The 23,667-nt window shown below is 62.8% G+C and carries 21 protein-coding genes; 7 read left to right on the top strand and 14 right to left on the bottom strand.

Translation table 11 applies throughout. The features are described from left to right. Window positions 1-190: 190 nt before the first annotated feature. The gene (locus tag EP837_RS16550) at window positions 191-493 is read left to right on the top strand and encodes a hypothetical protein (protein WP_156518672.1); all 303 of its coding nucleotides are present in this window, start codon (window positions 191-193) and stop codon (window positions 491-493) included. Window positions 494-505: 12 nt separating this feature from the next. Here the strand turns inward: EP837_RS16550 and EP837_RS21120 are convergent, their stop codons facing one another. Together EP837_RS21120 and EP837_RS21445 are read right to left on the bottom strand one after the other, a co-directional pair. Then, window positions 506-1,579 carry an alcohol dehydrogenase catalytic domain-containing protein gene (locus EP837_RS21120; RefSeq protein WP_066531028.1) on the bottom strand — a complete coding sequence of 358 codons (1,074 nt, stop codon included), beginning with the start codon at window positions 1,577-1,579 and terminating at the stop codon, window positions 506-508. Then, window positions 1,576-2,091: a nuclear transport factor 2 family protein gene (locus EP837_RS21445; protein ID WP_197486360.1), complete on the bottom strand. Its 516-nt coding sequence runs from the start codon at window positions 2,089-2,091 to the stop codon at window positions 1,576-1,578. Before EP837_RS21445 ends, EP837_RS21120 begins: the two co-directional genes overlap by 4 nt. 508 nt (window positions 2,092-2,599) lie before the next feature. On the opposite strand from EP837_RS21445, the gene EP837_RS16535 reads away from it, so the two are divergent. From EP837_RS16535 to EP837_RS16520, 4 genes are read left to right on the top strand one after another with little or no spacing between them, the layout of a single operon-like run. Further along, window positions 2,600-3,670, top strand: coding sequence for an HlyD family secretion protein (locus EP837_RS16535; protein ID WP_335676294.1), 1,071 nt, complete (start codon window positions 2,600-2,602; stop codon window positions 3,668-3,670). Further along, on the top strand, window positions 3,667-5,214 hold the full coding sequence (locus tag EP837_RS16530) for an MDR family MFS transporter (protein WP_066531026.1): 1,548 nt from the start codon (window positions 3,667-3,669) through the stop codon (window positions 5,212-5,214). The genes EP837_RS16535 and EP837_RS16530 overlap by 4 nt, the downstream gene beginning before the upstream one ends. A 7-nt stretch (window positions 5,215-5,221) precedes the next feature. Beyond that, entirely contained in the window at window positions 5,222-6,646 is a 1,425-nt protein-coding gene (locus EP837_RS16525) for an efflux transporter outer membrane subunit (RefSeq protein ID WP_066531716.1), read from the top strand. Between the two features lie 42 nt (window positions 6,647-6,688). Beyond that, window positions 6,689-7,480 carry an SDR family NAD(P)-dependent oxidoreductase gene (locus EP837_RS16520; protein WP_225870621.1) on the top strand — a complete coding sequence of 264 codons (792 nt, stop codon included), beginning with the start codon at window positions 6,689-6,691 and terminating at the stop codon, window positions 7,478-7,480. A gap of 240 nt (window positions 7,481-7,720) precedes the next feature. Here EP837_RS16520 and EP837_RS16515 read toward each other — a convergent pair whose 3' ends face one another. The 5 genes from EP837_RS16515 to EP837_RS16495 form a co-directional block, all read right to left on the bottom strand. Continuing rightward, window positions 7,721-10,111 carry a TonB-dependent receptor gene (locus EP837_RS16515; protein ID WP_225870620.1) on the bottom strand — a complete coding sequence of 797 codons (2,391 nt, stop codon included), beginning with the start codon at window positions 10,109-10,111 and terminating at the stop codon, window positions 7,721-7,723. A gap of 235 nt (window positions 10,112-10,346) precedes the next feature. Beyond that, a complete protein-coding gene (locus tag EP837_RS16510) occupies window positions 10,347-10,946 on the bottom strand; it encodes an EthD domain-containing protein (protein ID WP_066531022.1) in 600 nt (199 codons plus the stop codon). Next, window positions 10,943-11,902 (bottom strand): methylmalonyl Co-A mutase-associated GTPase MeaB, encoded by a 960-nt coding sequence (gene meaB, locus EP837_RS16505; RefSeq protein ID WP_066531019.1) that lies wholly within the window; start codon window positions 11,900-11,902, stop codon window positions 10,943-10,945. The genes EP837_RS16510 and meaB overlap by 4 nt, the downstream gene beginning before the upstream one ends. Further along, a complete protein-coding gene (locus EP837_RS16500; RefSeq protein WP_066531018.1) occupies window positions 11,902-12,330 on the bottom strand; it encodes a cobalamin B12-binding domain-containing protein in 429 nt (142 codons plus the stop codon). Before EP837_RS16500 ends, meaB begins: the two co-directional genes overlap by 1 nt. Window positions 12,331-12,335: 5 nt before the next feature. Further along, the gene (locus tag EP837_RS16495; RefSeq protein ID WP_066531016.1) at window positions 12,336-14,057 is read right to left on the bottom strand and encodes a methylmalonyl-CoA mutase family protein; all 1,722 of its coding nucleotides are present in this window, start codon (window positions 14,055-14,057) and stop codon (window positions 12,336-12,338) included. A 126-nt stretch (window positions 14,058-14,183) separates the two neighbouring features. On the opposite strand from EP837_RS16495, the gene EP837_RS16490 reads away from it, so the two are divergent. After that, the gene (locus EP837_RS16490; protein ID WP_066531015.1) at window positions 14,184-15,053 is read left to right on the top strand and encodes a helix-turn-helix domain-containing protein; all 870 of its coding nucleotides are present in this window, start codon (window positions 14,184-14,186) and stop codon (window positions 15,051-15,053) included. Between the two features lie 14 nt (window positions 15,054-15,067). Then, window positions 15,068-15,940, top strand: a complete 873-nt coding sequence (locus EP837_RS16485) for a helix-turn-helix transcriptional regulator (protein WP_066531012.1) — start codon at window positions 15,068-15,070, stop codon at window positions 15,938-15,940. Here the strand turns inward: EP837_RS16485 and EP837_RS16480 are convergent. The 7 genes from EP837_RS16480 to EP837_RS16450 form a co-directional block, all read right to left on the bottom strand. After that, a complete protein-coding gene (locus EP837_RS16480) occupies window positions 15,915-17,126 on the bottom strand; it encodes a cytochrome P450 (protein ID WP_066531009.1) in 1,212 nt (403 codons plus the stop codon). The genes EP837_RS16485 and EP837_RS16480 overlap by 26 nt on opposite strands. Then, window positions 17,123-17,329, bottom strand: coding sequence for a ferredoxin (locus EP837_RS16475; RefSeq protein WP_066531006.1), 207 nt, complete (start codon window positions 17,327-17,329; stop codon window positions 17,123-17,125). The genes EP837_RS16480 and EP837_RS16475 overlap by 4 nt, the downstream gene beginning before the upstream one ends. Before the next feature lie 125 nt (window positions 17,330-17,454). Further along, window positions 17,455-18,309, bottom strand: a complete 855-nt coding sequence (locus tag EP837_RS16470; RefSeq protein WP_066531004.1) for a sugar phosphate isomerase/epimerase family protein — start codon at window positions 18,307-18,309, stop codon at window positions 17,455-17,457. After that, the gene (locus tag EP837_RS16465; protein ID WP_066531003.1) at window positions 18,306-19,352 is read right to left on the bottom strand and encodes an alpha/beta fold hydrolase; all 1,047 of its coding nucleotides are present in this window, start codon (window positions 19,350-19,352) and stop codon (window positions 18,306-18,308) included. Before EP837_RS16465 ends, EP837_RS16470 begins: the two co-directional genes overlap by 4 nt. Further along, window positions 19,343-20,386, bottom strand: a complete 1,044-nt coding sequence (locus EP837_RS16460; RefSeq protein WP_066531002.1) for a phosphotransferase family protein — start codon at window positions 20,384-20,386, stop codon at window positions 19,343-19,345. The genes EP837_RS16465 and EP837_RS16460 overlap by 10 nt, the downstream gene beginning before the upstream one ends. After that, window positions 20,379-21,581, bottom strand: coding sequence for an acyl-CoA dehydrogenase family protein (locus EP837_RS16455; RefSeq protein WP_066531000.1), 1,203 nt, complete (start codon window positions 21,579-21,581; stop codon window positions 20,379-20,381). The genes EP837_RS16460 and EP837_RS16455 overlap by 8 nt, the downstream gene beginning before the upstream one ends. Beyond that, window positions 21,578-23,662, bottom strand: coding sequence for a 3-hydroxyacyl-CoA dehydrogenase NAD-binding domain-containing protein (locus EP837_RS16450; RefSeq protein ID WP_066530998.1), 2,085 nt, complete (start codon window positions 23,660-23,662; stop codon window positions 21,578-21,580). Before EP837_RS16450 ends, EP837_RS16455 begins: the two co-directional genes overlap by 4 nt. Window positions 23,663-23,667 lie beyond the last annotated feature (5 nt).

Below are 23,667 nucleotides of genomic sequence, written 5' to 3'. Positions count from 1 at the left end.
CTATCTCCTATCTGCGTATCTGCTGGCCTAGTTTATCCTACATCCAGGCTGTCGAACAGAGTTTATAATGCTTTAATGCGTAAGATAAGGGAGGATGAAGATGGCCACATAATCATTTTGCTTCACAAAGATCGAGGTGAAAGACATCGCCGCCGCCGAAACTTTCTGCAGTCAAGCAATTGGCCTTGACGTGAGCGTGAGATTGGAAGCCGGTGAGGGCGAAAATCTGATGCATGAGGTCGTCATGGCGCTGCCAGGCGCGCGTCCACCAGCGCCCAATCTCATCCTGGTCTGCTTCCCGAATCGCAGCTGTCCTCCGCCCGGAGAAGCCACCACCGGCTTCCTGGTCGAAAATGTGGATGCCGCGCTGGAACGGGCGCCTGCGGCGGGCGCTACGATCGACGTCCCCGCCATGGAAGTGCCCAAACACGGCATGCGCCTCGCATTCATCCTCGACCCGCAGGGCATCGGATCGAACTGCTTCAGGTCTTGAAGTCCTGAAGCCTCACATTTCGTGATCGATGACGGCGCGAGTGACTTCTCCCGCCTTCAGCGCTGCGATCGCCTCGTTGATCCGGTCGAGCGGCCACACGCCGCTGATCTGATCGGCAAGGTTCAGCTGCCCGCTCTGGGCTTGGGCGATCAGTTCGGGGTAATCGCGTTCGGGCACCGCGCCCCCGTTCATGGTTGCGATCACTTCGCCCCCCATGACAAAGCTGGTGAGCGGCAGTGCCGCCTCCGATCCATATCTCGACATGCCGATCAGCACTACCCTGCCGCCGCGCTTGGTGCAGCGCAGCGCGGTGTTGATTGCGCCGACCGCACCACTGCATTCGACCACGACGTCGATCGGACCATGATCGCGCGCCAGTGCCTCCGCCGCCGCCGCACTGTCCTGCGCCGGGTCCGCCAGCACAAACGCTTCGGCGCCGAACTGTCGCGCGACCGCCTCCTTTGCGGGATTGGCATCGACCGCGATCACATGAGCGCCATTACAAGCGGCGCCTTGGATTGCGTTCACCCCAATCCCGCCAATGCCAAAGACAACGACGGTGTCGCCCGTACGGACCTTACCCAGAACGCGCGAAGCGCAGACGCCCGTGGATACAGCGCAACCGATCAGCGCGCCTTGCTCAAGCGGCAAGTCCTTGATCGCGAACAGCTGTGACGCCTTTACGATGATTTCACTGGCGAAGGAGGAGACGTTGGCAAAGGAGGCGACCGGCGCCCCATCAAGCGTGAACGGAAAATCAGGCGTGAAGCCCCAGTTGATGTCGCAATTATGCGGTTCGCCACGGCGGCATTCACGGCAATCGCCGCACGGCGTCTGCGTACCCACGGCCACAAGGTCCCCAGTCGTCCAGCCTGCGACCCCGGGGCCGATTTCGGCGATCTCACCGGCGGCCTCATGTCCTAGAATGACCGGCAGCTTGGGAGCATGCGGCGTCAGCATCGCGATGTCGCTGTGGCAAATGCCTGAGCGTAGCACCCGCACGCGCACTTCGCCCTCACCTACCGGCCGCAACTTGACCTGATCGCTCACGAACAGCAACTGCCCGTCCCACACTGCGGCCCTCATGCGCTGAGGCTCGCCAACAGGGGGTAGTCGAAGGACGGATCGTTGCGATCGGCACGGCCGTTGGGCGCGTCCTTGCTCATGCGATCGACAGCATCCTGATCGACCTGGACGATGGATCCATGATCGAAAACCAGGCTGCGGTAGGTGAATTTCCATTCGCCATTGCGGCGCTCATAGCGGTCGAGATAGCGGCCCAGCGCGATGAACAGCTTCGCGTCTTGCCCCCGCGTGCGATGCCACGCCTCGACATAATGTTCGCCTTCCGCATGATCCCCATTGATAACAAACAGGCTGTTGCTGATGCTGTGCCGGGTCAGGTCCCAGTGCGCCGTGACTTCGGGCAGCCATGCAACGAACGCATCCGGTCCACCTTTGAACATCGCCCCATGGTCATCGATCGCATCATCATGATAAAGCGTGCGAACCAGCGCGAAATCCCGCCGGTCGCATCCGCGGCAGTAACGCATTACCAGATCGTGCAGTGCGATCCTGTCAAGCCAAGGCTGCGACATCTTCCTCTCCATTTCGGCCAGTTGACCGCTTTTTATCGACGCTGCTGGCGGGATAGCCAGCATCTGGCCCAGAGTGAATGCAAAAATTGCCTCCTGCCTGTTTTTGCCCTTGAGGCTCGTGGAACGGTAGACGTAATTGGCATTATGTGGCGAATCCGCTATAATCGGCGGAGCCCATCGCAATAAGCGGGGAAAGAGGATGGAACCTGACAGTTCGGTATTCCTGCTCTGTCCATTTCGTTTGCTGTGTCTCGCAAGCGGATCATCTGCGCTGATAGCGTTCAGCGTCATCTTGCTACTAACCTAATTCCACATTTCCGATTGCTCCTCGGAAAAGACTTGCCTTCGCTTTATAGCAAATCCTAAGTCGTCGAAAGAGGCCGACATTGGGATTTTTATGACCGAACATCAAAGGTCGATTGCAGACACAGCCGATGCGGATGCCGTCTCACACCGGTTGGAACAAAGCGAAGTCGTAAGCCCGAAAAAGCGTCGCAGATTGCGTCTCGTGCTTGGCACGGCTGCTATGGCAGTGCTGGTCGTTGGGGCCATCTGGTTCATACGCCATCAGGTCTATGGCAAATACCAGCAAAGGACCGAAGATGCCTATCTTCAGGCCGACAGCGTTACCGTGTCAGCGCGCGTATCGGGCTATATCAGCCAAGTGCTGGTCCGGGAAAATCAAGATGTAAAGGCCGGTCAGCCGCTCCTGCGGATCGAGGCGCCGGACTATCCCTCGCTGGCTGCGCAAGGTCAGGCCCAGATCAATCTGGCGGCCGCAAGCGCCGCCAATGCCGAAGCGATGATCGGCGAACAGGAAGCGGCGATCGCGCAGGCGCGCGCTGCGCTTGCCACGGTGCAGACCAAGGCCCGCTTTGCCGCATCGGAAGTCGCCAGATATGCGCCGCTCGCCGCGACTGGCGCAGAACCCGCCGAAAAGCTCGCCACCCTTCGCACCCAGGCAGCACAAGCAGCGCAGGACGTATCGGCTCAACAGGCAGCGCTCGCAGGCGCGACGCGGCGTATCGCCAGCCTTCGCGCTCAGGTGGAGCAAGCCAAAGCTCAGGGTCAGAGCGCCCGCGCGCAGTTAGAGGCAGCGCAGCGCAACGTGCAGGACATGGTCGTCGTGGCAAGTGTCGCGGGACGGGTAGGCGATCTTACGGCCCGGGCCGGACAATTCGTCCAGCCGGGTCTGAGGCTGATGTCGGTCGTGCCGCTCGAACAACTGTATCTGGAGGCGAATTTCAAGGAAACGCAGCTGGGCCTGATGCGCCAGGGCCAGCCTGCCGAGATCCAGGTCGATGCCCTGCCCGGCATCAGCTTCCACGGCCATGTCGCCAGCGTTGCGCCAGGCACCGGTGCCCAATTCTCGCTGCTGCCCCCGCAAAATGCGACCGGCAACTTCACCAAGATCGTTCAGCGGGTACCCGTACGCATTGCGATCGATGCAGACCCGGCGCTAAAAAGGCTGCTGCTGCCCGGCATGTCCGTCGATGTTTCGGTCGATACCCGTTCCGCGCGGGACGAGATCGAACGGCTTAAGAACCGCCAGCAGGTCCGGCAGGACGCCGCAAAGTGAGCGCAGCGCTACCTGCCGCCGAACAGCGCGCAAGCGCAGCCGATTGGCTGGCCGTTGCGGCAGGTACCTTGGGCGCTATGATGGCGATGCTGGACATTTCTATCGTCAACTCGGCGCTGCCCATCATCCAGGGCGAAATTGGCGCGAGCGGCACCGAAGGCACCTGGATCGCGACATCGTTCATCGTCGCGGAGATCATCATCATCCCCTTGGCAGGCTGGTTGCAGCGGCTCTTCGGGTTACGCAACTTCCTCATCATCGCCACCGTCGGTTTTGTGGCCTTTTCCATGATCTGCGGCATGGCGCAGACGCTAACGATCATGATCGCCGGCCGTATTGGGCAGGGTGTGACCGGCGGCGCTTTGATCCCCACTGCAATGACGATCATCGCCACGCGATTGCCGCGTAACCAGCAACCGGTGGGCAATTCCCTGTTCGGCGCGACCGCGATCCTGGGGCCGATCATGGGGCCGGTGCTCGGTGGCTGGCTCACCGAAAATGTCAGCTGGCATTATGCCTTCTTTCTCAACCTCCCCGTCGGCATAGCTCTGCTGATCCTTCTGTTCGCAGCACTTCCCCATGAGCGCGCCCGCTTTGACCTGATCGGCGAAGCGGACTGGCTGGGCGTGTTCGGCCTGATCCTGGGCCTTGGCGGCCTTACCGTCGTTCTGGAGGAAGGCGAGCGGGAACAATGGTTCGAATCCTCCACGATCATTTGGCTCACCATCATGGCCGTTGCCGGCTTTGCGATGCTGCTCGCAGGGCAGATGCGCGCGCAGCGGCCTGTGATACGCCTGCGTCTGCTGTTGGACAGGCAATTTGGCGCGGTGTTCATCATGGCGATGATGATCGGCATGGTGATCTACGGCACCTCCTACGTCATTCCTCAGTTCCTGACGCTGATCGCTCATTATAATGCACTACAATCAGGGCAGATCGTACTGCTGTCGGGCGTACCTATGGTGCTGATGATGCCCTTCATGCCTTGGGCCATCCGCAACATGCCGATCCATCTGTCGGTCCTGATCGGCCTCGTGCTGTTGATCGTCAGTGCCTATATGGAGACCGCGTTGACCTCCTCCTCCAAGGGAACCGACTTTATCGAGTCCCAATTGATGCGCGGCGTGGGCACTATCTGCGTCATGATGTTCCTCAACCAGGCGGCGATCCGGTCGGTGCCGGTGTCGCTGGCAAGCGATGCCGCTGGCCTCTACAATGCTGCGCGAAACCTCGGCGGCTCCTTCGCACTGGCGGGCATCGCCGTGGTGCAGGACCAGAGGCTCTGGCTGCACAGCCGCAGGATGGAGGAAAGCCTGCGGGCCAACGGCCTAGACGTCCAAAGCTATGTGGATATGCAGGCGCAGGCACTGGGCAGCCGTGCGGCCGCCTATCGGATGATTGAGCAGACCATCCAGACGCAGGCGCTGACCATGACCTTCATCGACCTGTTCTGGATGCTGATCATCGGCATCCTGTGCACCGCTCCGCTTGTTTTCTTCCTTCGCCCGCTGCCCCAGCATGCCGCGCCCGTGGCGGCACATTGAGATGCCGATGCGCTACAAATCCGCTCTTCTTTTCGCCCCTCTGCTGACCGCCGCCTGTACGGCCGGACCCGATTATCATGGGCCAGTGGCTGCCACTCCCGCCACCCCGCCCAGCTTTGTCAGGGGCGATGCCAGCACTGGCTTGCTTGAGGCGGCGCAGCCATGGTGGACGGCTCTTCACGATCCGATCCTGGACCAGTTGATGAACCAGGCGCTTTCGGCCAATCCGCGCCTCGATGCCGCCGCGGCCCGTATCCGCCAAGCGCGCTCGTCGCTTCGCCAGCGCAAGGCCGGCGGCCTGCCGACGATCAACGGATCGGCGCTTTACGCCAAGGCGCGGCTACCCGGCCAGGCGGAGGATGGCGACGCCACCACGCTCGACCTCTATAATCTTGGTTTCGATGCAAGTTGGGAGCTGGACCTGTTCGGCGGCCATCACCGCGCGGTGGAGGCGGCGCGCGCCGACGTCGAGGGAAGCGAAGCAAGCCTGGACGTCGCGCGCGTCAGCCTGTCGGCGGAGGTAGCGCAAAGCTATGTCGATCTGCGCGACCGGCAGCAACGGCTCGCCCTCGGCACCCAGGCGCTGGCCCTGCAGGATGAAGAGGTCGCGCTGACCCGCCAACGCTTTGAACGCGGGACGATCGCGCACGGCGATCTGTTGCAGCAGGAATTCGATCGCGACGGTGCACGCGCCAGGCTGTCGCCGATCCGAGCAGAGGTTGATGCGTTGAAGGACAAGCTGGCCATATTGACAGGCGCGGCGCCTGGCACGCTCGACGCGCTGCTCGATCCGCCCGCACTCCCGCCCCTTCCCCCGGCGCAAGTCGCGGTCGGTGATCCGGCGGCACTGCTGCAACGCCGCCCGGACATTCGCGCGGCAGAGCGCAAGCTAGCGGCGCAGACGGCGCGGATTGGCGTGGCGGATGCTGCGCGCTTTCCGCACATCAGCTTCCTCGGCCTGATCGGTCTTGGCGGTTCGTCACCAGAGGATCTGGTCGATCTCGACAAGTTTACGGTTGCCGCGGTGCCACGTATTAGCTGGTCATTCCTCGATTTCGGCAAGGCACGCGCGCGCATCAATGCGGCGGAAGCGCAGCGGGACGAGGCGGCGGCCAACTATCGGGCGGCGGTACTGACGGCGCTGCAGGATGCAGAAGGCGCGCTGTCGCGGTTCCAGCGTCAGCGGGAAAGCCTCGCCGATCTGGTGCGAGCTGAGCAGCAGGCAAAAGCGGCGGCTGAATTGGCGCGGCAGCGGAGTGAAGCCGGGACGATTTCAATAATAAACTATAGAATTACGCAACGTCAGGCATTGGGTGCGACCCAAGCGAAGGTAGAGGCGATGGCGGCGCTGACCGGCAGTTTCATCAGTCTTCAGAAGGCGTTGGGCCTCGGGTGGCAGGGTGTGGGGAGCGCAGCCCCGGCGGTCCGCTGAGCAAAATCGTTACGAACTTACAACAAAATAAGGAGAGGCGGGATGAGCGAAGTTTTGGCCATGGGATGCCGCCGTCTGGTGGACAAGGTGATCGTCGTGGCGGGCGCATCTACCGGTATCGGACGGGCGACCGCGTTGCGGCTTGCGGCGGAAGGCGCAATTGTCGTCGCTGCGTCGCCCGCTCGAGAAAAGGACAGGATCGACAGCCTGGTGCAGGAAATCGAAAGCCAGGGCGGCCGCGCGCTGGGAGCCGAGTTCGATGCCACCGAGGATGCGTCGGTCGCGGCGCTGATCGAGACGGCTGTCAGGACATTCGGCGGTATCGACGCGGTGCACGCTAATTTCGCCGACCTGCGCGTGTTGATGACCGACAGCGACGTTCTTACCGTATCGGACGAGGTGCTGGAGCGCACGCTGGACGTGAACCTCAAAGGCATGTTGCGCATCACCCGCCATGCCCTGCCCAAGCTGTTGGAACGAGGTGGCGGCGCGATGATCTACACCTCTTCGGCGGCCGCGGTCGTCGGCGAACCAGTGCGTCCCTGCTATGCCATGGCGAAGGCCGGGATCAATGCGCTGGTCCGCCATGTCGCCAGCGGCTGGGGACAACAAGGTATCCGCGCCAACGCGATCATGCCGGGCCTCGTCATCACCCCCGAACTCCGGGCGACGATGCCGACCGACTTTCAGCAGGAAGTGCTAGCGCGCGGCCGCTCTCCGCGCCTTGGCCAGGTCGAAGATATTGCGGCGATGGTCGCGCATCTGGCGAGCCGGGACGGTGAGTGGATCAGCGGCCAGAGCATCGCCGTCGATGGCGGATCGACGGTGAGCTGAAATAAAATTGGAGGCGTTACACGACAGCCCCTCTCCCGTTCGGGCTGAGCCTGTCGAAGCCGTTCCTTTCCCATAAAAAGGAAGGAAAGCCCTTCGACAAGCTTAGGGCGAACGGAGATTTGGGGGTTATGCCGTTAGAAGTAGGATGAACCGTCTTCTCCGCGCGCCTCCAAGATCATGCATGCAAAATAAGGGGCGCGAAGTTCATCACTTCGCGCCCCTTCTCTGACAGCCCCGCTCTTAGAAGCTGATCTTGGCGTCCACGCCGTAGGAAATCGGCTTATTAAAGGTAGCGCCGGCGAAACCGAGCGCACCGAAGTCGATGCCATAGACCAGGCGCTTCTGGTTCAGCAAATTGTCGCCCCAAATGCCCACATCCAGCTTGCCGCCACCCATATCGAGACCTTCAACCGACAGACGCGCCTTCACATTGGTCTGGCTGGGCGAGACGATATTTTCGTTAAAAGGCGCGGTGTTGTTGAGCGCATTGAAGTAGATCTTCGTGCGGTAGGAATAGTCGCCACGCAGACGGACCAGCGTGTCGCCGCCGCCGATCGGATGCGAATATTCCGCACCCAGATGGACGTTCCACTTCGGCGTGTAGAGCGGCTTCGCCTGATCAGCGACATCCAGAAGCGTGTTCGTGCCAGGGTCGCGGAAGAGGAAGGTCTTATAGTCCGTCTTCACATAACCGACCGAACCGTCGATCTGGAAGCCGGTGAAAGGCAGAGCCGTCAGTTCCGCTTCGAAGCCCGACAGCCGGACCTTGCCCGCATTGACGATCAGCGAAGTGGCGCCGCCACTGCCAGCAGCGAACTGCTGAACCTGCAGATCGTTATAATCGGTGACATAGCCAGCGACGTTCAGACGGAGGCGGTTGTCGAACCATTGCGACTTGATGCCTGCTTCATAGGCAGTGGCCTTTTCCGGATTGAAGCCGTTGATGACCCCAGCACGCGGATTGATGCCGCCCGAGCGGTAGCCGGTCGATACGCGGCCATAGACCATCACATCGTCGATCACCTCATAAGAGACCGAGGCAAGCCAGGAGAAATTATCGAAGCTCCTGCGCCCGCGCTGCACCGGACTGACGTCGCCCGCCAGGTAGATGGTCTTGTCGTCGGCCGTATGGCGGCCGCCCAGCGTGACTTCGAGCTTTTCATCAAGCGACGAAGGCCGCCAGCTGACCTGTCCGAACACCGCCATCGACTGCGAGGTGCCGCCAAAGGCCTGGACCGGGTTAGCATTGACACCGACAGTGGCGAGGCCCGGGTTGAGCGCGGCGATGCCGTCCGCAACCGACTGCGGGAAGCCCAGGAAGGGCAGACCGGCCACCGGCGTCACGATCGTCAGCGCTTGCTGATTAGATTCCGACGATTTTTCGTAGAAATAATACATGCCGAGCAGGTAGTTGAAGTCACCCACCTTGCCGAGCGCCTGGAATTCCTGGCTGAACTGCCACTGCTTTTGCGGCGCGTTGTTGCCGGTATAGGGGACGACATCCTGGATCGAGACGAGCGTGGGCGAGGTGAAATCGACCACTGGCCCGCGCAGCACGCCATTACCCGACAGGTTCAGGATCGTGTCCTGGAAGAACTTGCGATAGCCGGTGATCGACTTGAGCGTCAGTTCCGGAATGGCGTCATAGCTGATGGTCAGGCCATGGCCCTGTACCCGGGTCTTGCTGCCATAGCGGAAATTGCCGTTGCGGTCGGTGAAGCCTGCCTGCTGGACGGTGCCCTGTCGTTCCGTGCTGACCAGGAAAGGCGCGCCGCCGAAATTGGGCGACTGCGAATAATAGTTTTGAGCCAACGGCGTCGTGGCAACGATCTGGAAGAAGGCCGGGGTGCCACGGCGGTCGTCATAGTCGAAATTATAATTGACGGTGACGTCGCCCAGGTCGGCTTGCAGCCCTACCGCAATCGATTCCGCGTTGAGCGCGCCCGGATCCTGCGACGAGGGGGTGAGCGTGTTGTTCACATAACCATCGCCCTGCCGATGCTGGTAAGCGAGCGACGCCTTGATGACGTCACCGACAATGTAGCCGGTGTCGAGCCGCGCACGTGCGTACCATTCGTTGAAGCGGCCATAGCCCGCCTTGGCCGTGACGTGCATGTCATTGGAAGGCTTTTTGGTGATCAACTGCAGCGCGCCACCGATGGTGTTGCGGCCGAACAGCGTACCCTGCGGACCGCGTAGCACTTCGATACGCTCCAGGTCGATAAGGTCGAACACGGCGCCGGCCGCGCGGGCGAGATAGACGCCGTCCAAATAGACGCCCACGCCCTGTTCAGACACAGCGGAAGGTTCGTTATTGCCGATGCCGCGGATATAGATGGTCGCGGCCGAAAGGCTGGACGGCTGCTGTTCGATCGTGATGTTCGGCGCAAAGTTCGGCACATCGGTCGGATCGGAAATATTCTGCCGCTCGATGAAATCACCGCTAAGCGCGGTAACGGCGACCGGCACGTCCTGCAGCGTTTCCGCAGAACGGCGCGCAGTCACGACGATGTCGCCGAGATTGGCGCCCTGTTCCTGCGCCGCGGTGGCCGAGGACTGATCCTGAGCCTGGGCCGAAACCGAGAAGGGGACCAAGATAGCCGCAACGCCGGCCAGCAACATAGACTTCATAACATCCTCCCAACACATGGCTGTTTATCGCCAACTGTTCCGGCGTTCTTATGCTTATCTGCACGCACTTCACCGGAAAAAACGCGCGACGCCTCGGAACATGAATTATCATGTCCGATTGGGCTCCATTAGTCGCACATATCGCTTACTTCAAGCGGTTAGTCGCCATCTGCGTATCATATGATCTTATATGCTACGCTGTTGCATATTTCACGCAGGGGGAGCGGACGTCCGGCTACCCCAAGAGCCGGGAGCGGGGCGTTTCCACGTGGCGGACAAGCAGGATTTCCGCGGAGAGGCCAGAAGGCACCGAACATTGCTCATGCCAACCCGGCAGCCACACGACGGCCTTTGCGGGAAAGGCCAATTCGGTCCAGGAACTGGTGAAATCAACTGAAACGCCCGGCAGATCCCGCGCGAAGCCGGACGCCCATCCCATGAGCCTGGACCGCAAGTCATCGCCCCCGGCCGGACCCTGGACCAGGATGGCGGTACGGCTGCCGTCGCTGCCTGCACGATTCCCTCGTGACAGAATGACCTCTTCGACACCGGCTGACGCGATCAGCGGCCGGTTCATGAACCGCTCCTCGTCTTCCGCCATGATCTTGCCGATCGGGCCATCCATGAGCGCCGCCGCCGCGTCGATATCGTCAGCCCAAAATTCGCTGATCGTATCCCAGCGGAAATCGGCTGCACCCGTCAGATGATTGCGCGCATAGCCGGAAAAGGGGAAATGGCCGATCGCAAGCGGAACATGATGTTCCTCATAATAGGCCTGGAACGCCTCGCGCGTACTGCCGGGCTTGTGCGCCAGGGCGCAGATCGATTTGGTCATGCTGCGGCACTCTTTTCTGAAAGGGCGACGATACGATCGGCGGCGGCATAAGGATCAAGACGGCGGCTTTCGACCTGTTGAAGAATGGCTTCGCCAGACAGATCAAGCGCCCGCGAAGCTAGCGCATCGCGGACGAGCGACAGCACCTGTTCCCGCGCCCGCAGGTGGCTGCGGCTGGCGAAGTCACCTTCCTGATCCAGAAAGCTGCGATGTGCCGCGATGGCATCGACGATCGCCGCGGCCCCCTCTCCCCTTGATGCGACGGCGCGGAGCAGGGGAACGTCCCAGCGCAGATCCCCAACTGCCTGAGCGCGCAGGTGAAGCATCAATTCCATTTGCCGCTGCGTGGCATCATAGCCGTCCCGGTCGGCCTTGTTGACGACGAAGATATCGCCCGCCTCCATCAGCCCCGCCTTCACCGCCTGAATTTCGTCCCCCAAGCCCGGCACGGCGACGATGACGGTTGTGTGGGCGAGGTTGACGACGTCGATCTCGTCCTGTCCTACACCCACGGTCTCAACGAGAACGATGTCATAGCCCATGGCGTCGAAGATGAGGCAAGCGTCCTGCGTCGAACGCGACAGGCCGCCCGCCTGTCCGCGCGTGCCGAGCGAGCGGATGAAGACGCCGGGGTCGAGCGCATGGCGGCTCATGCGCACCCGATCGCCCAGGATCGCCCCGCCGGTGAAAGGGCTGGACGGATCGACGGCGATCACGCCGACCCGCTGGCCGCGCCTGCGCCATTCGGCGACAAGCGCGTCGGTGAGGGTCGATTTGCCAGCACCGGGCGGGCCGGTGACGCCCACCACCTGCGCGCGGCCGGTGTGTGGATAGATGGCGGCAAGGACCTCCGCCCCGCGTCGATCACGATCATCGAGCCAGCGGATGGCGCGGGCGCCTGCGGCGATGTCTCCCGCCAGCAGTCCTTGCGCCACCTCCGCCGGGCTGCGGAGCATCAGGCAGCGTCCTCCGCAAGGCGCTGCGCCCACCAGCTTTCGAGATAGGCAACGATGTCGCGCGTGTCGGAGCCCATGGTGAAGATGCGATCGACGCCGGCCTCCTCCAACAGTGGCTTGTCCTCCTCAGGGATGACACCGCCCGCGACGAGCAGCTTGTCGCCCCCGCCCGCTTCACGCAGCAGCCGGGCGAGCTTGGGCAGGCTGCGGGTGTGCCCCGCCGACAGGGTGGAGATGCCGACCACATCGACATCCTCCTGGACGGCGGCAGCGCACACCATTTCGGGGGTCTGCTTGAGGCCGGTGAAGATGACCTCCATCCCGGCCTCGCGCAGGGCATGGCCGATGACCGTGACGCCGACTGTATGCGTATCCATGCCGAGCTTCGCCAACAGCACGCGCAACGGACGTTTGGTGAAATTCGTCATACTGGTCAGATTCCCATCAGCTGGCTGTCGGCGCTATGGACGCCGAAGACGTCACGCATCGCGTTGCAGATTTCGCCATGCGTGGCGTAGAGCTTCACCGCCTCCAGGCAGGGCGGCACCATGTTCGCGCCGCTACGCGCGGCTTCGCGCACCCTTTCGAGCGCCACATCGACGGCGGGCTGGTCGCGCCGGGCGCGCAGGTCGCGAACCTTGCGGACCTGCTCCTCCTCCATCGCATCGTCGAGGCGAAAGATTTCGATCTCGCGCTCTTCTTCCGCCCGGGTGAGGTGGTTGACGCCGACCCATTTGCGGCGGCCTTCCTCTACATCCTTGTTCCGCTCATATTGCTCGCGGCCGAGCGCGCGCTGGATATAGCCGGTCTCGATCGCCTTCACCGCGCCGCCCATGGCGAAGATCTTATCCATTTCGGCGAAGGCGGCGTCCTCCATCTGCTTGGTCAGCGTTTCGACATAATAGGAGCCGGCGAGCGGGTCGATGGTTTCGGCAACACCCGTTTCATGCGCGACGATATGCTGGATCGCGGCGCCGACGCGGATAGCGTTTTCGGCCGGAAGCGCATGGGCCTCGTCATAGAGCGGGGTCGTCATCGCCTCCCCCGCTCCGCCGAGCGCGCAGGCGGTCGCCATGATGCCCAGCCGCGCGATGTTGTTGAGCGGCTGTTGGAGAGTCAGGGCGATGGTGGTCGGCGAGGTCATCATGCGGATCTTGAGCGCCTCGGGCTTCGATGCGCCGTACCGCTCCTTCATTAGCCGCGCCCAGCATTTGCGAAAGGCGCGCAGCTTGCAGACGCCTTCGAAGAAATCCATGTCGACGTTGACGACGAAGTGGTTGATGTAGGGCGCGACCGTGTCGATATCGAGCCCGCGTTCCAGCACCGCGTCGATATGGGCGCAGGCGATGGCGAGCGAATAAGCGATCTCCTGCACCGGATTAGCCTTGGCGGGCTGGAGCTGCGCGGAGATGATCGAGATCGGCGCCCAATTGGGGTGATTGCGGATGATATATTCGATGCAGTCGGTCGCAATCCGCAATCCATGTTCAGGCGGATATATGTAACGGCCGACGCAGGTATATTCGATCAAGATGCCGTTGACGATGTGCAGCACGAAGTCGCGGGGATCGATGCCCTTCTTCTCCAGGGCGGCGATGATCATCGCAAGGTTCACCGGCTGCGGCGCATTGCACACGCTCATCAGATATTTAAGCTTGTCGAACGGCAGGTCGAAGGCTTTCTCCAAATCCTCCAGGCTGTCGAGCGCCATCCCCGCGCGGCCGACTTCTCCCTCTACGATCGGGTCGTCACTGTCATAGCCGTTGGTGGTGGCAAGGTCATATTCCAGGATCAGGCCGGACAAGCCCTGATCCAGCATGTAACGCGCGCGCTTCGCCCAATCCTCGCCCTTGCCGAAGCCGGTGACCTGCGTCATCGTCCAGAAATCGGTGCGATGACCATTGGGGCGGGTGGACCGGGTGTAAGGATATTCGCCGGGGAAGCCGAGATCGGCCATATAGTCGAAACCAACGGCATCGAGGTCCGCGGGCGTATAGAGCGGCTTGATCGCCCATTTCAGCGCCTGCGTCACGAAGGGATCGCGCCGCTCCGAGCGTTCACCCATGGCAGGGCCGCGGGTTTTTTCCTGCCAGCGCGCCTCCTCCTGCGCGATGGCGTCGGCGGCGGGAACGATGGGTCCGGTCGGGCGATTCATAGGGGCACTCTCCTTGGGTCCATTGCTTCCACCGCTTGGCCGCCCGCTCAAGGACGGAGGCGTCCCACCTGCATGATTGTCGCATGATCTCGTAATATTTCGCATTATGTGATAAGCGACGGCGTCATGGATGCGATTTCCATCAGGCAGGCGCGGCAGAGCGCCGATGTCGTGCGGCGATCGCTGCGCATCGACGGCGCGGTCATTGAACTATGCGCCTTTCCCGAAGTCCGCGAAGAGACGATCCGGATCGTAGAGCCGCAATCGGTGCTGATGCTGGGGCTTTCTCGCCTGCTGACCGGATCGGAGGGGCGGATGGCGGGCGATCCCCGGCGGCCCTTTGCACGCATGGGCGCACTGGCATTGCGTCCAGCGCGCGTGCCGATGGAAATTCATGTCGGGCAAGGGGCGTTCGACACGCTCCGCATCCGGTTTGAGGATCGGCGGATCGCACCTGCACTAAGTGACGTGTCCTTTGACGATGCGACGCTCAGCGCCTGTTTCGACATGCATGTTCCCTCGATCGAAGAAGCGATGTTGCGGCTGGCGGCGGAGGTGGAGCATGTGGCACCCGACAGCCCAGCGGTCGCTGAGGCACTGGTCACACTGTTGCTGCTGGACCTTGGCCGCTTCCTTCAAGAGGCGTCGGAACGAGCAGGCAGGCGGCGCGGCGGCCTTTCCGCCCGCGCGCTACGGCTGGCGCTTGAGATGATCGATGCGCCAGGGGCCGCGCCCTCGCTCGACGCCATGGCTGAACGCTGCGGCCTCAGCCGGGATCATTTCATCCGCTGCTTCCACCACTCGACGGGCGTTAGCCCCGGCGCAGCGATCCGCCGCAGGCGCATCGAACGCGCCAAGGCGATGCTGACAGAGGATCATGGATCGATCGAGGACATCGCACGCGCGCTGGGCTATGCAGGAGCGCCGTCCTTCTCCGCCGCCTTCCGCCGCGAAACGGGGAGGCCGCCCGGCGCCTGGCGAGCATTGATGCGATGATGGAAGGGATGTGAATGGAGGGCATCGATTTCACCGCCAAAGTCATCGAATCCTGCCACGTTCCAGGGGGGCGGTTCGAACTGGTGGAATGGCATTGGCCGGACATCGTCAGTTTCGAGCGCACCGAACATCAGCTGATGCTGGAAATGTCGCTGCCCCCCATGTCGGCCGACGCGTCGGCCTATTTTCCGGACATCGCCCCCGATCGCCGTTGCTTCATGGGCGCGCTGTTCGTACGTCATCCAGGGATCGCCATCGGCGGCCGTTCGGAGGGGCGGCAGATCCGTGTTATCCGTTGCCTGTTCGACGACAAACACGGCCGCGCGATCATGGGCGAGGGCGAACCGTCACTGCCCTTCCTCCAGGGCCTTCTCAACATCCGGAACGACGCCTTGCGCAGCCTGATGCGGCTGACTCACCGGGAGTTGATCAATCCGCTCGGCCGATCGCCCGAAGCGATGGAAGCGCTGTTTCAGCTGATCCGTGTCGAATTGCGCCGCGTGTTCCACCAAGCCGCCGGTGCTGCCACCGCCAGCCGCCTTGCGCCCTGGCAATTTCGCCGCGTGCGCGAGCGGATCGAAGCAGGCGCGCCGATGCCCGGCGTTGCGGAGCTGGCCACGCTGTGCGGCATCAGCCCCCGCCACTTGCACCGCCAGTTTATCGCCCTCACCGGCAAGACGATATCGGCCTATATCGAAACCTACCGGATCGAGCAGGCCAAGCTGCTGCTGGCCGCCGCGGAGGTGCCGATGAAACAGGTGGCGGAGCAGGCCGGCTTTTCGCACGGTAACAGCTTCGCCCGCGCCTTCCGCCGAGCGACCGGCCTGTCTCCCCGCGAATATCGGCAGCGCTCCGCCGCCCTCACCAACGAAGCTTCAGCGATGTAAAGCCCATCACCGGGCCGCCGAAGACGGATTCCGCGTCCTGATCCGGGTCCAGTTCAAACTCCGGGATCTGCCGCAGCCATTCCTGCAGGGAAATCATGATTTCGCGCTTTGCGAGATGCGATCCGATGCAGCGATGCGGGCCAAGGCCGAAGGTGACATGATTGTTCACCTTGCGATCAAGGTCGATCGTCTGCGGTTCCTTGAACACCGACTGATCCCGGTTCGCCACGGTATTGGGCAGAACCACGCGGTCATTGCGGCGGAACTGGACGCCCTTGAATTCGCAATCATGAGTCACGCGGCGATAGATATTGGACACCGCGTTGATCCGCATCAATTCCTCGATCGCCAGCAGGAAGGCGGAGGGGTCGTCCAGGCGATCGCGAAACTTTTGCCGCGCATCGGGCGATGTTGCGAGGTAGCGCCACACATAGGCCATCGTATTCGTGACCGTGTCCAGCCCTGCAACGAACAGCAGAAAGCCGCAATTGATGATGTCGGTCCAAGGGAAAGGATTGCCGTCCGCATCGCGCGACTGCACCACGGTGGATGCAATGTCACTGCCCGGATTGCGTTCCTTTTCGCGGAACAGCGCCTCCAGCACCTCGAAAATTTCCAGCAGGTTCGCCGCACGAATGTCCGGGTCGGTGCTACGAAAGAAGGTATCGGAAATGCGCAGGAATTCCGGCAAGCGCTCTTCGGGCAGGCCAAACAATTCCAGGAAGGTGCCGGTCGGGAATTTGGCGGCATATTCCTTGACGAAGTCGCATCCGCTCTTGGCGGCGAAGCCGGAAACCAGCCCCTCGGCGCGATGCTGCAAGCCGTCGGTCATCCGCCGGACGGCGAGCGGCGTGAACATGGGGGCCAATATTTTGCGGAACACGTCATGCTGCGGCGGGTCCACGCCGTTGGGCTGGAGAACCGGGTAAGGCTCCAACGGCGGAATTTGCGCCTTATGCGTCGAAAATATCTCGTGGTTCCGATACGCCTCGGCAATGTCGCTGTAGCGCAAGAATACCCAATGCCCGCCATTGCGCGGCGTATAGAAGATAGGCGGCGCGCCCCGGCGCACCAGCCCGTGCCAGATTTGCACGGGATCGGAAACATCAGCGGGTACGTCGAAAAAGTCGAAGTCCAGTACCAGTTCAGACGGGATATGGACCGGCGATTGCGGATAGAAGCTCATACGCCCGTCCCTTTCGCAATGCGAAGAGCGCCTTCGGGACAGTTGCGAACCGCCATCCGCACTTTTTCTTCCAGTTCTGGCGGGAATTCAGGTTGTTCTATGACTACCTTGCCTTCTATGGCATCTGTCGAGAAGACTTCGGGACACAGGTCTTCGCATCGGGCATGACCCTGACAGACATTCATGTTCGCGATCACGCGCATGCGGCATACTCTCCTGGTCGATCGTTGCCGCTTTTTAACAGGGTGGCGACGGAAGGCCCATGATGAGGTGGGAGCAATATCCGCCATGAGGAACCGTTCAGGACATCCGTGGACCTTCGCCAGGCTTATAGCAACCCGGGATCGAGGCGTGTGCAAAGTCCCCTGACACGTCCCAGCATGTTCGCTTCGCCTTCCGCTGTCCGATCCACCGGCTCGAATTCCAATTCGACCATGCCCCGATAACCCTGATCCGCCACCTGCCGCAGGATCGCCGTCCAATCCAGCAGGCCCAAACCCGGATCGACACGATCAGGAACGTCGGCGAACTGGATAAGGCCAATTTCCGCCGCGCTCATCGCCAACGCGGATGGGACATCATGCCCCATCATGGCGACATGGCCCGTATCGAACAGCAACCGCACCGACGGCATCGCCACGGTGCGTACCATTTCAAGGGAATCCTCCAGCCGGTTGAGCAGCAGGCCGGCGATGCGGGTTTCCGCGATCGGTTCGACCAGCAGGGTCAGGTCGCGGCGGGCGGCGGTTTCGGCGTTGCGCTTCAGATTTTCCGTCATCGCCACCAGTTGCGCGCGGCGGGATCGATCGGGGTCCAGTCCGGCGACACAGACGACGCCTGCCACGCCGAAGCGTTCGGCGAGCGCGCAGCTTGCCGTAATGCTCTCCTGCACGGCTTCGCGGCCTACCTCATCTTCGGCGCTCCAAAACGGCAGGTTCCAGCGCATCGGATCGCCGCCGAAGCTGGACAGGTTAAGTCCGCGCAACGTCATCCGCTCCGCCATGGCCGCCTGCTCCGCCGCAGGACGGAGCTTCAGGAACAGGTCCTGCACGCCTGAAAAGCCATGGTCGGCGAGCGCATCGATCTGATCGACCGGATCAACCGAGCGTCCAAGATGCGCCAGCAGCGGCCGGTCCGGTGCGCTGAGGCCGAGATGACCCGCCAGGCGAAAATCTGTTGTCACCGCGTGACCGTGTCAGCGAAAGCGATCAGCGCCCGGTTGAACGCTTCGGGCTGTTCCTGCTGCACGAAATGCCCGGCGCCCGGCACAGCGATCATGCCCCGCAAGCCCGGAACGCGCGACGGCATTCTTTCTTCCCAATCTGGAAAAAAGCCGAAGGCCGGGTCCTTCGCGCCGTAGAGGAATAGGGTCGGCGTTCCGACATCATGATCGGCCCAGCGCTCCCCGATCCGCCAGTTCGCGTCAGCCGTGCGATAGCTGTTGAGGCCGCCAATGAAGCGCAGCATGGGTTCGGCACCAACATATTCCGCGACGAAGCGGTCGAACTCGGCTTCGCTCAGCCAGGGCCAAGGGAGCGGGGGCGCGGGCGGCAGGACATCCAAATAGCCGCTGCCCACCGATGATGCAGTCTTCCAACTCCACAGGTCTCCTTCCGAGGAGAGAGCGTACAACAGGCGCGCCAGAAATTCGCGGGGGCGCGCCGCCAGTTCTCGTTCGGCGGGACCGACCTGCTGGAAATAATGGAGATGAACGAAATGCTCTTGCGCCATGGCGGCGAAGCGTTCGCTAGGCAACCGATCGGGCGAGGAGCCTTCCGGTCGCGCGGGGGCGTCGGCGGGGTAGCGCGGCCCACTGCCCAGCATGGCGCGCCCTGCCATGTCATAATCATAGGGGATAGTGGCGACTAGGCCCGCAACCCTTTCAGGCGCGCGGACGGCAAGGTTCCAGGCATATTGGGCGCCGAAATCCTGGCCGACGATCACGGCCTGTGCGGCGCCATAATGATCGAGCAGCGCGATCAGGTAATCCTGCATATGGTCGGACGTATAGGCGGCGGGATCGGCCGGCCGATCGCTGCCGCCATAACCCAGGCTGTCGATCGCCACGGCGCGATAGCCCGCCTCTGCGAGGGGAGCCATCTGGTGCCGCCAGGACCAGGCAAGACCCGGAAACCCGTGGATCATCAGGACGAGAGGGCCCTCCCCCTGCTCCACCGCGCGCAGGCGATAGCGGCCGACGTCGATCAACTGTTCCTTCACAGGCATGCCCCCTCCTCTCCGCAGGCTATCCGCCATGCGAGGCCCGCAATCTCGCCCGCGCGCGCGCCGTGGACGGCAGCGGCTTCGCTGGACGCGTTGCCGCTGATCGCGCGATGATAGACGCCCTGGCGGATTGCGGCGTTACGAAACATCGCAAGCGTTAAAGCATAGCGCCAATGGGCGGGATCGATGGGGCCCGCGCCACTGCGCTCAGCATAGGTGCGCAGATAGTCAGCTTCGCTGGGAATACCGAGCGCGGGCAAGTCCGCGTCGGACAGGCCGCGATAGCCCTCCCTCGGCACGCGCCAGGCCATGACATGCTGGGCGAGGTCGGCCAGGGGATGGCCAAGCGTTGACAGTTCCCAATCGAGTACCGCGATGATGCGGGGCTCGTCCGGCGCGAATATCATATTGTCGTTCCGGAAGTCGCCATGAACTATGCGGCTTGCTTCCAGCCCCGGATCGTTCGCGGGCAGCCAGTCGATAAGTTGCTCCATCGCCTCGATGCGCTGGGTTTCCGTCGCGCGATATTGCCTCGTCCAGCGAGCCACCTGCCGGGCGAAATAATTGCCCGGCTTGCCGTATTCGGCCAGGCCCACATCGGCCGGATCGATGGCGTGGAGCGCGGCGAGCACGCGGTTCATCTCGTCATAAATGGCAGCGCGCTCGACGGGGACAAGATCGGGGAGGCGCGCATCCCAGAAATTGCGGCCTTGCGCATAGTCCATGATGAAGAAGGGTGTGCCGACGATGCCGCTGTCCTCGCACAGGGCGAGCGGCGGGGCGACGGGCACGGCGCTGTCCTTGAGCGCGTCGGTCACGCGATATTCGCGTTCGATGGCATGGGCGGAGGGGAGCAGCACGCCATCGGGCTTGCGCCGCAGAACGAAGCGCGGCGCGCCGTCCACCGACAGCAGGTAAGTCGGATTGGACTGTCCCCCCGCGAATTTCTCCGCCGTGATTGAGCCGCCCGCACCCGGCACATGCTCGCGCAGCCACGGCGCGAGACGCGTCGTGTCGAGCGTGCGGACGTCAGTCATATTTCGCCAGCTCTAAGCGCCCGAGCTGGTGGCGGTGCACTTCGTCCGGGCCGTCGGCGAACCGTATCTTGCGGGCGTGGGCATAATAGCTCGCGAGGAAGAAGTCCTGGCTGATCCCCGCCGCGCCATGGGCCTGCATCGCCCAGTCGATCACCTGACAGGCCATGTTGGGCGCGGCGACCTTGATCATGGCGATATCCGCCTTCGCCACCTTGTTGCCGACCGTATCCATGCGGTGCGCGGCGTGGAGCGTCAGCAGCCGTGCCTGATCGATCATGATGCGACTGTTGGCGATGCGTTCGATGATGACGCCCTGTTCGGCAAGCGGCTTGCCGAAAGCTACGCGCGACTTCACCCGGCGGCACATAGCCTCAAGCGCGCGTTCGGCCATGCCGATCATGCGCATGCAATGATGGATGCGCCCCGGCCCGAGCCGCGCCTGCGCAATCTCGAACCCGCGCCCTTTGCCCAGCAGCATGTTGGAGGTGGGCACACGGACATTTTCAAAAAGAATTTCCATGTGGCCGTGCGGCGCGTCGTCATAGCCGAGCACGGTCATCGGCCGCAGCACGGTGATGCCGGGCGTGTCGCGCGGCACCAGGATCATCGACTGCTGCTTATGCTTGGGCGCGGTGGGATCGGTCTTGCCCATGAAGATCATGAGCGCGCAGTCCGCCTCGCCCATGCCCGAAATCCACCATTTGCGGCCGTTGATGACATAATCGTCGCCGTCACGGACGATCGAGCTTTCGATATTCGTCGCGTCCGAGGAGGCGACCGCAGGCTCGGTCATAGCGAAGGCGGAGCGCATCTCGCCCGCCAGCATGGGTTTGAGCCAGCGCTCCTTATGCTCTTCCGTCCCGAACCGCTCCAGCGTCTCCATATTGCCAGTATCAGGCGCGGCGCAGTTGAAGACGGCGGGGCACCAGTGGACCCGGCCCATCTCCTCGCAGAGCGGCGCATATTCGAGGTTGGTGAGCCCCGCGCCATGGCCGCTTTCGGGCAGGAACAGGTTCCACAGCCCCGCTTGCCTAGCAAGCGGCTTGAGCTGATCGATGAGGGTGACATGCGCCCACCGATCGCCGGTCGCCACCTCCTCATAATAGCGTTGCTCGTTGGGATAGATATGCGCGTCCATGAAAGCGCGCAGCCGCGCCAGCAGGTCTGCAGTCTTGGCATTGGGCTCATAGCTCATGCGTAAAAGCCCCTGCCCTCGCGCGCATATTGGACGAGTAATGGCGCGGGCGTCCAATAGGCGTCGCCCTGATCGGCGCGGAACGCCTCGATCGTCGCTAGCACCTTGTCCAGCCCGATCTGGTCGGCCCAATGCATGGGGCCGCCGGTGTAGCTCGGCCAGCCAAGTCCGTTGACCAGCGCGACGTCGATTTCATGCGGGCGGGGCACGATGCCTTCGCTCAGCAGCTTCGCGCCTTCATTGACCATGGCGTAGAGCAGGCGTTCGCGGATCTCGTCCTCGCCAATCTCGCGGAGCGTCAGGCCATGGCGCTCGGCATGGGCGGCGATCATCGCATCGGTCTGCGGATTGGGGCTGGCCTTGCGGTTCTCGTCATAGCTGTACCAGCCCGATCCGGTCTTCTGCCCCAGCCGCCCTTGCGCAACCATCTGTTCAGGGAAATCGGCGCGCAATTCGCGCTCCGTCGCGGTGGCGGCACGGGCCTTACGCGCCGCGACCTGCACATCGAGCCCGGCAAGGTCGCCTAGCGCAAAGGGACCCATTGGGAAACCGTAGGACAGCAGCACCTTGTCGATGGCGGCAGGCTTGGCGCCCTCCTCGACCAGGAAGAAGCCTTCGCGCGATCGCTTGGACAGCATGCGATTGACGATGAAGCCATCGCACACGCCCGACAGGACCGGCAGCTTGCCGATGCGTTTGCCGAGCGCCATGATCGTCGCGACGACTTCGGGATCGGTCTTGGCCGCGCGGACATTTTCCAGCAGGCGCATGACATGGGCGGGGTTGAAGAAGTGCATGCCGCACACATCATCGCCCCGGCCAGAAGCTTCGGCCAGCGTGTCGATATTGAGAAAGCTGGTGTTGGATGCCAGGATCGTGCCCGGCTGCGTCACTTGCCCAAGCTGCGCGAAGACCGCCTTCTTGATCTCCAGATCTTCGGTTACCGCCTCGATCACCAATTGGGTCGCGGAAAGGTCGCGCGGGTCGCCGCTGGTGGTGATGAGCGCCATCCGCTTGTCCATCGCCTCTTGAGACATGCTGCCTTTGGCGACGGAGGAGGACCACATTTTCGTGATCGCCTTCATCGCCGCATCGACATTGGCCGGGTCGAGCCCGACGGCGATCACCGGAAAGCCCGCAGTGACGAGCGCCATGACGATACCGCGGCCCATGACGCCCAGGCCGATGACGCCCACGCGCTCGACAGGACGGGTCGCGGTGTCAGCGGGAAGGCCCGGGATGCGCGTCACTTCGCGCTCGGCCGCGAACATGTGGCGCAGCGCCTTGGACTGCGCGCCATGCATGCACTCGCGAAAAATCGCCAGTTCTTGGCGAACCGCCTCATCAAAGGGCAGTTCATAGGCTAGGCGCATGGCGTCCAGCGCACGGAGCGGGGCGGTCTGTCCGCGCATCTTCTTCGCCACCGCCTTGCGCGCCTCCTCGAACAATGCCGGATCGTCGGCGGGCATCGGCAGGGTCGAGGAGCTGCGCGGCCCCTTCCCTTCCGCAACCAGCCCCTCGGCGAAGGCACGCGCGGCGGCCGCCAAGTCGCCGCCAGAAGCGACCGCATCGATCAGGTTGGATTTCAGCGCGTCGTCAGTGCCGATCTGGTTGCCCTCCGTCACCAGCTTGATCGCGGTGGCAAGGCCCGCAAGGCGCGGCGTCCGCTGCGTGCCGCCGCCGCCGGGCATCAGGCCCAGCTTGACCTCGGGAAAACCGAATTTCGTGCCCGGCGCGGCGATGCGGTAATGGCAAGCGAGCGCAACCTCCAGCCCGCCGCCCAACACGGTGCCATGGACGGCAGCGATGATCGGCTTGGTTGCACGGTCCATCATCTGCATGACTTCGGGCAGGCCCGGATCAGCCATGGGCTTGCCGAATTCCTTGATGTCGGCGCCCGCGATGAAGGTCTTGCCCTCGCACCGGATGACGAGCGCGGCGAGCTTCGGGTCGGCCTCCGTCTTGCGGATCGCTTCGGCCAGGCCCTGGCGGACGCTGGCGGAGGTGGCATTGACGGGGGGATTGTCGATCACCGCTTCGGCAATGGCGCCGTGGGTGTGGAAGCTGACGGTATCGGACATGCGAA

Origin of the sequence: Sphingobium sp. EP60837 (assembly GCF_001658005.1) — a bacterium.
GTDB classification, from domain to species: Bacteria; Pseudomonadota; Alphaproteobacteria; order Sphingomonadales; family Sphingomonadaceae; genus Sphingobium; species Sphingobium tyrosinilyticum.
This window is presented reverse-complemented; position numbering and strand designations above follow the sequence as displayed.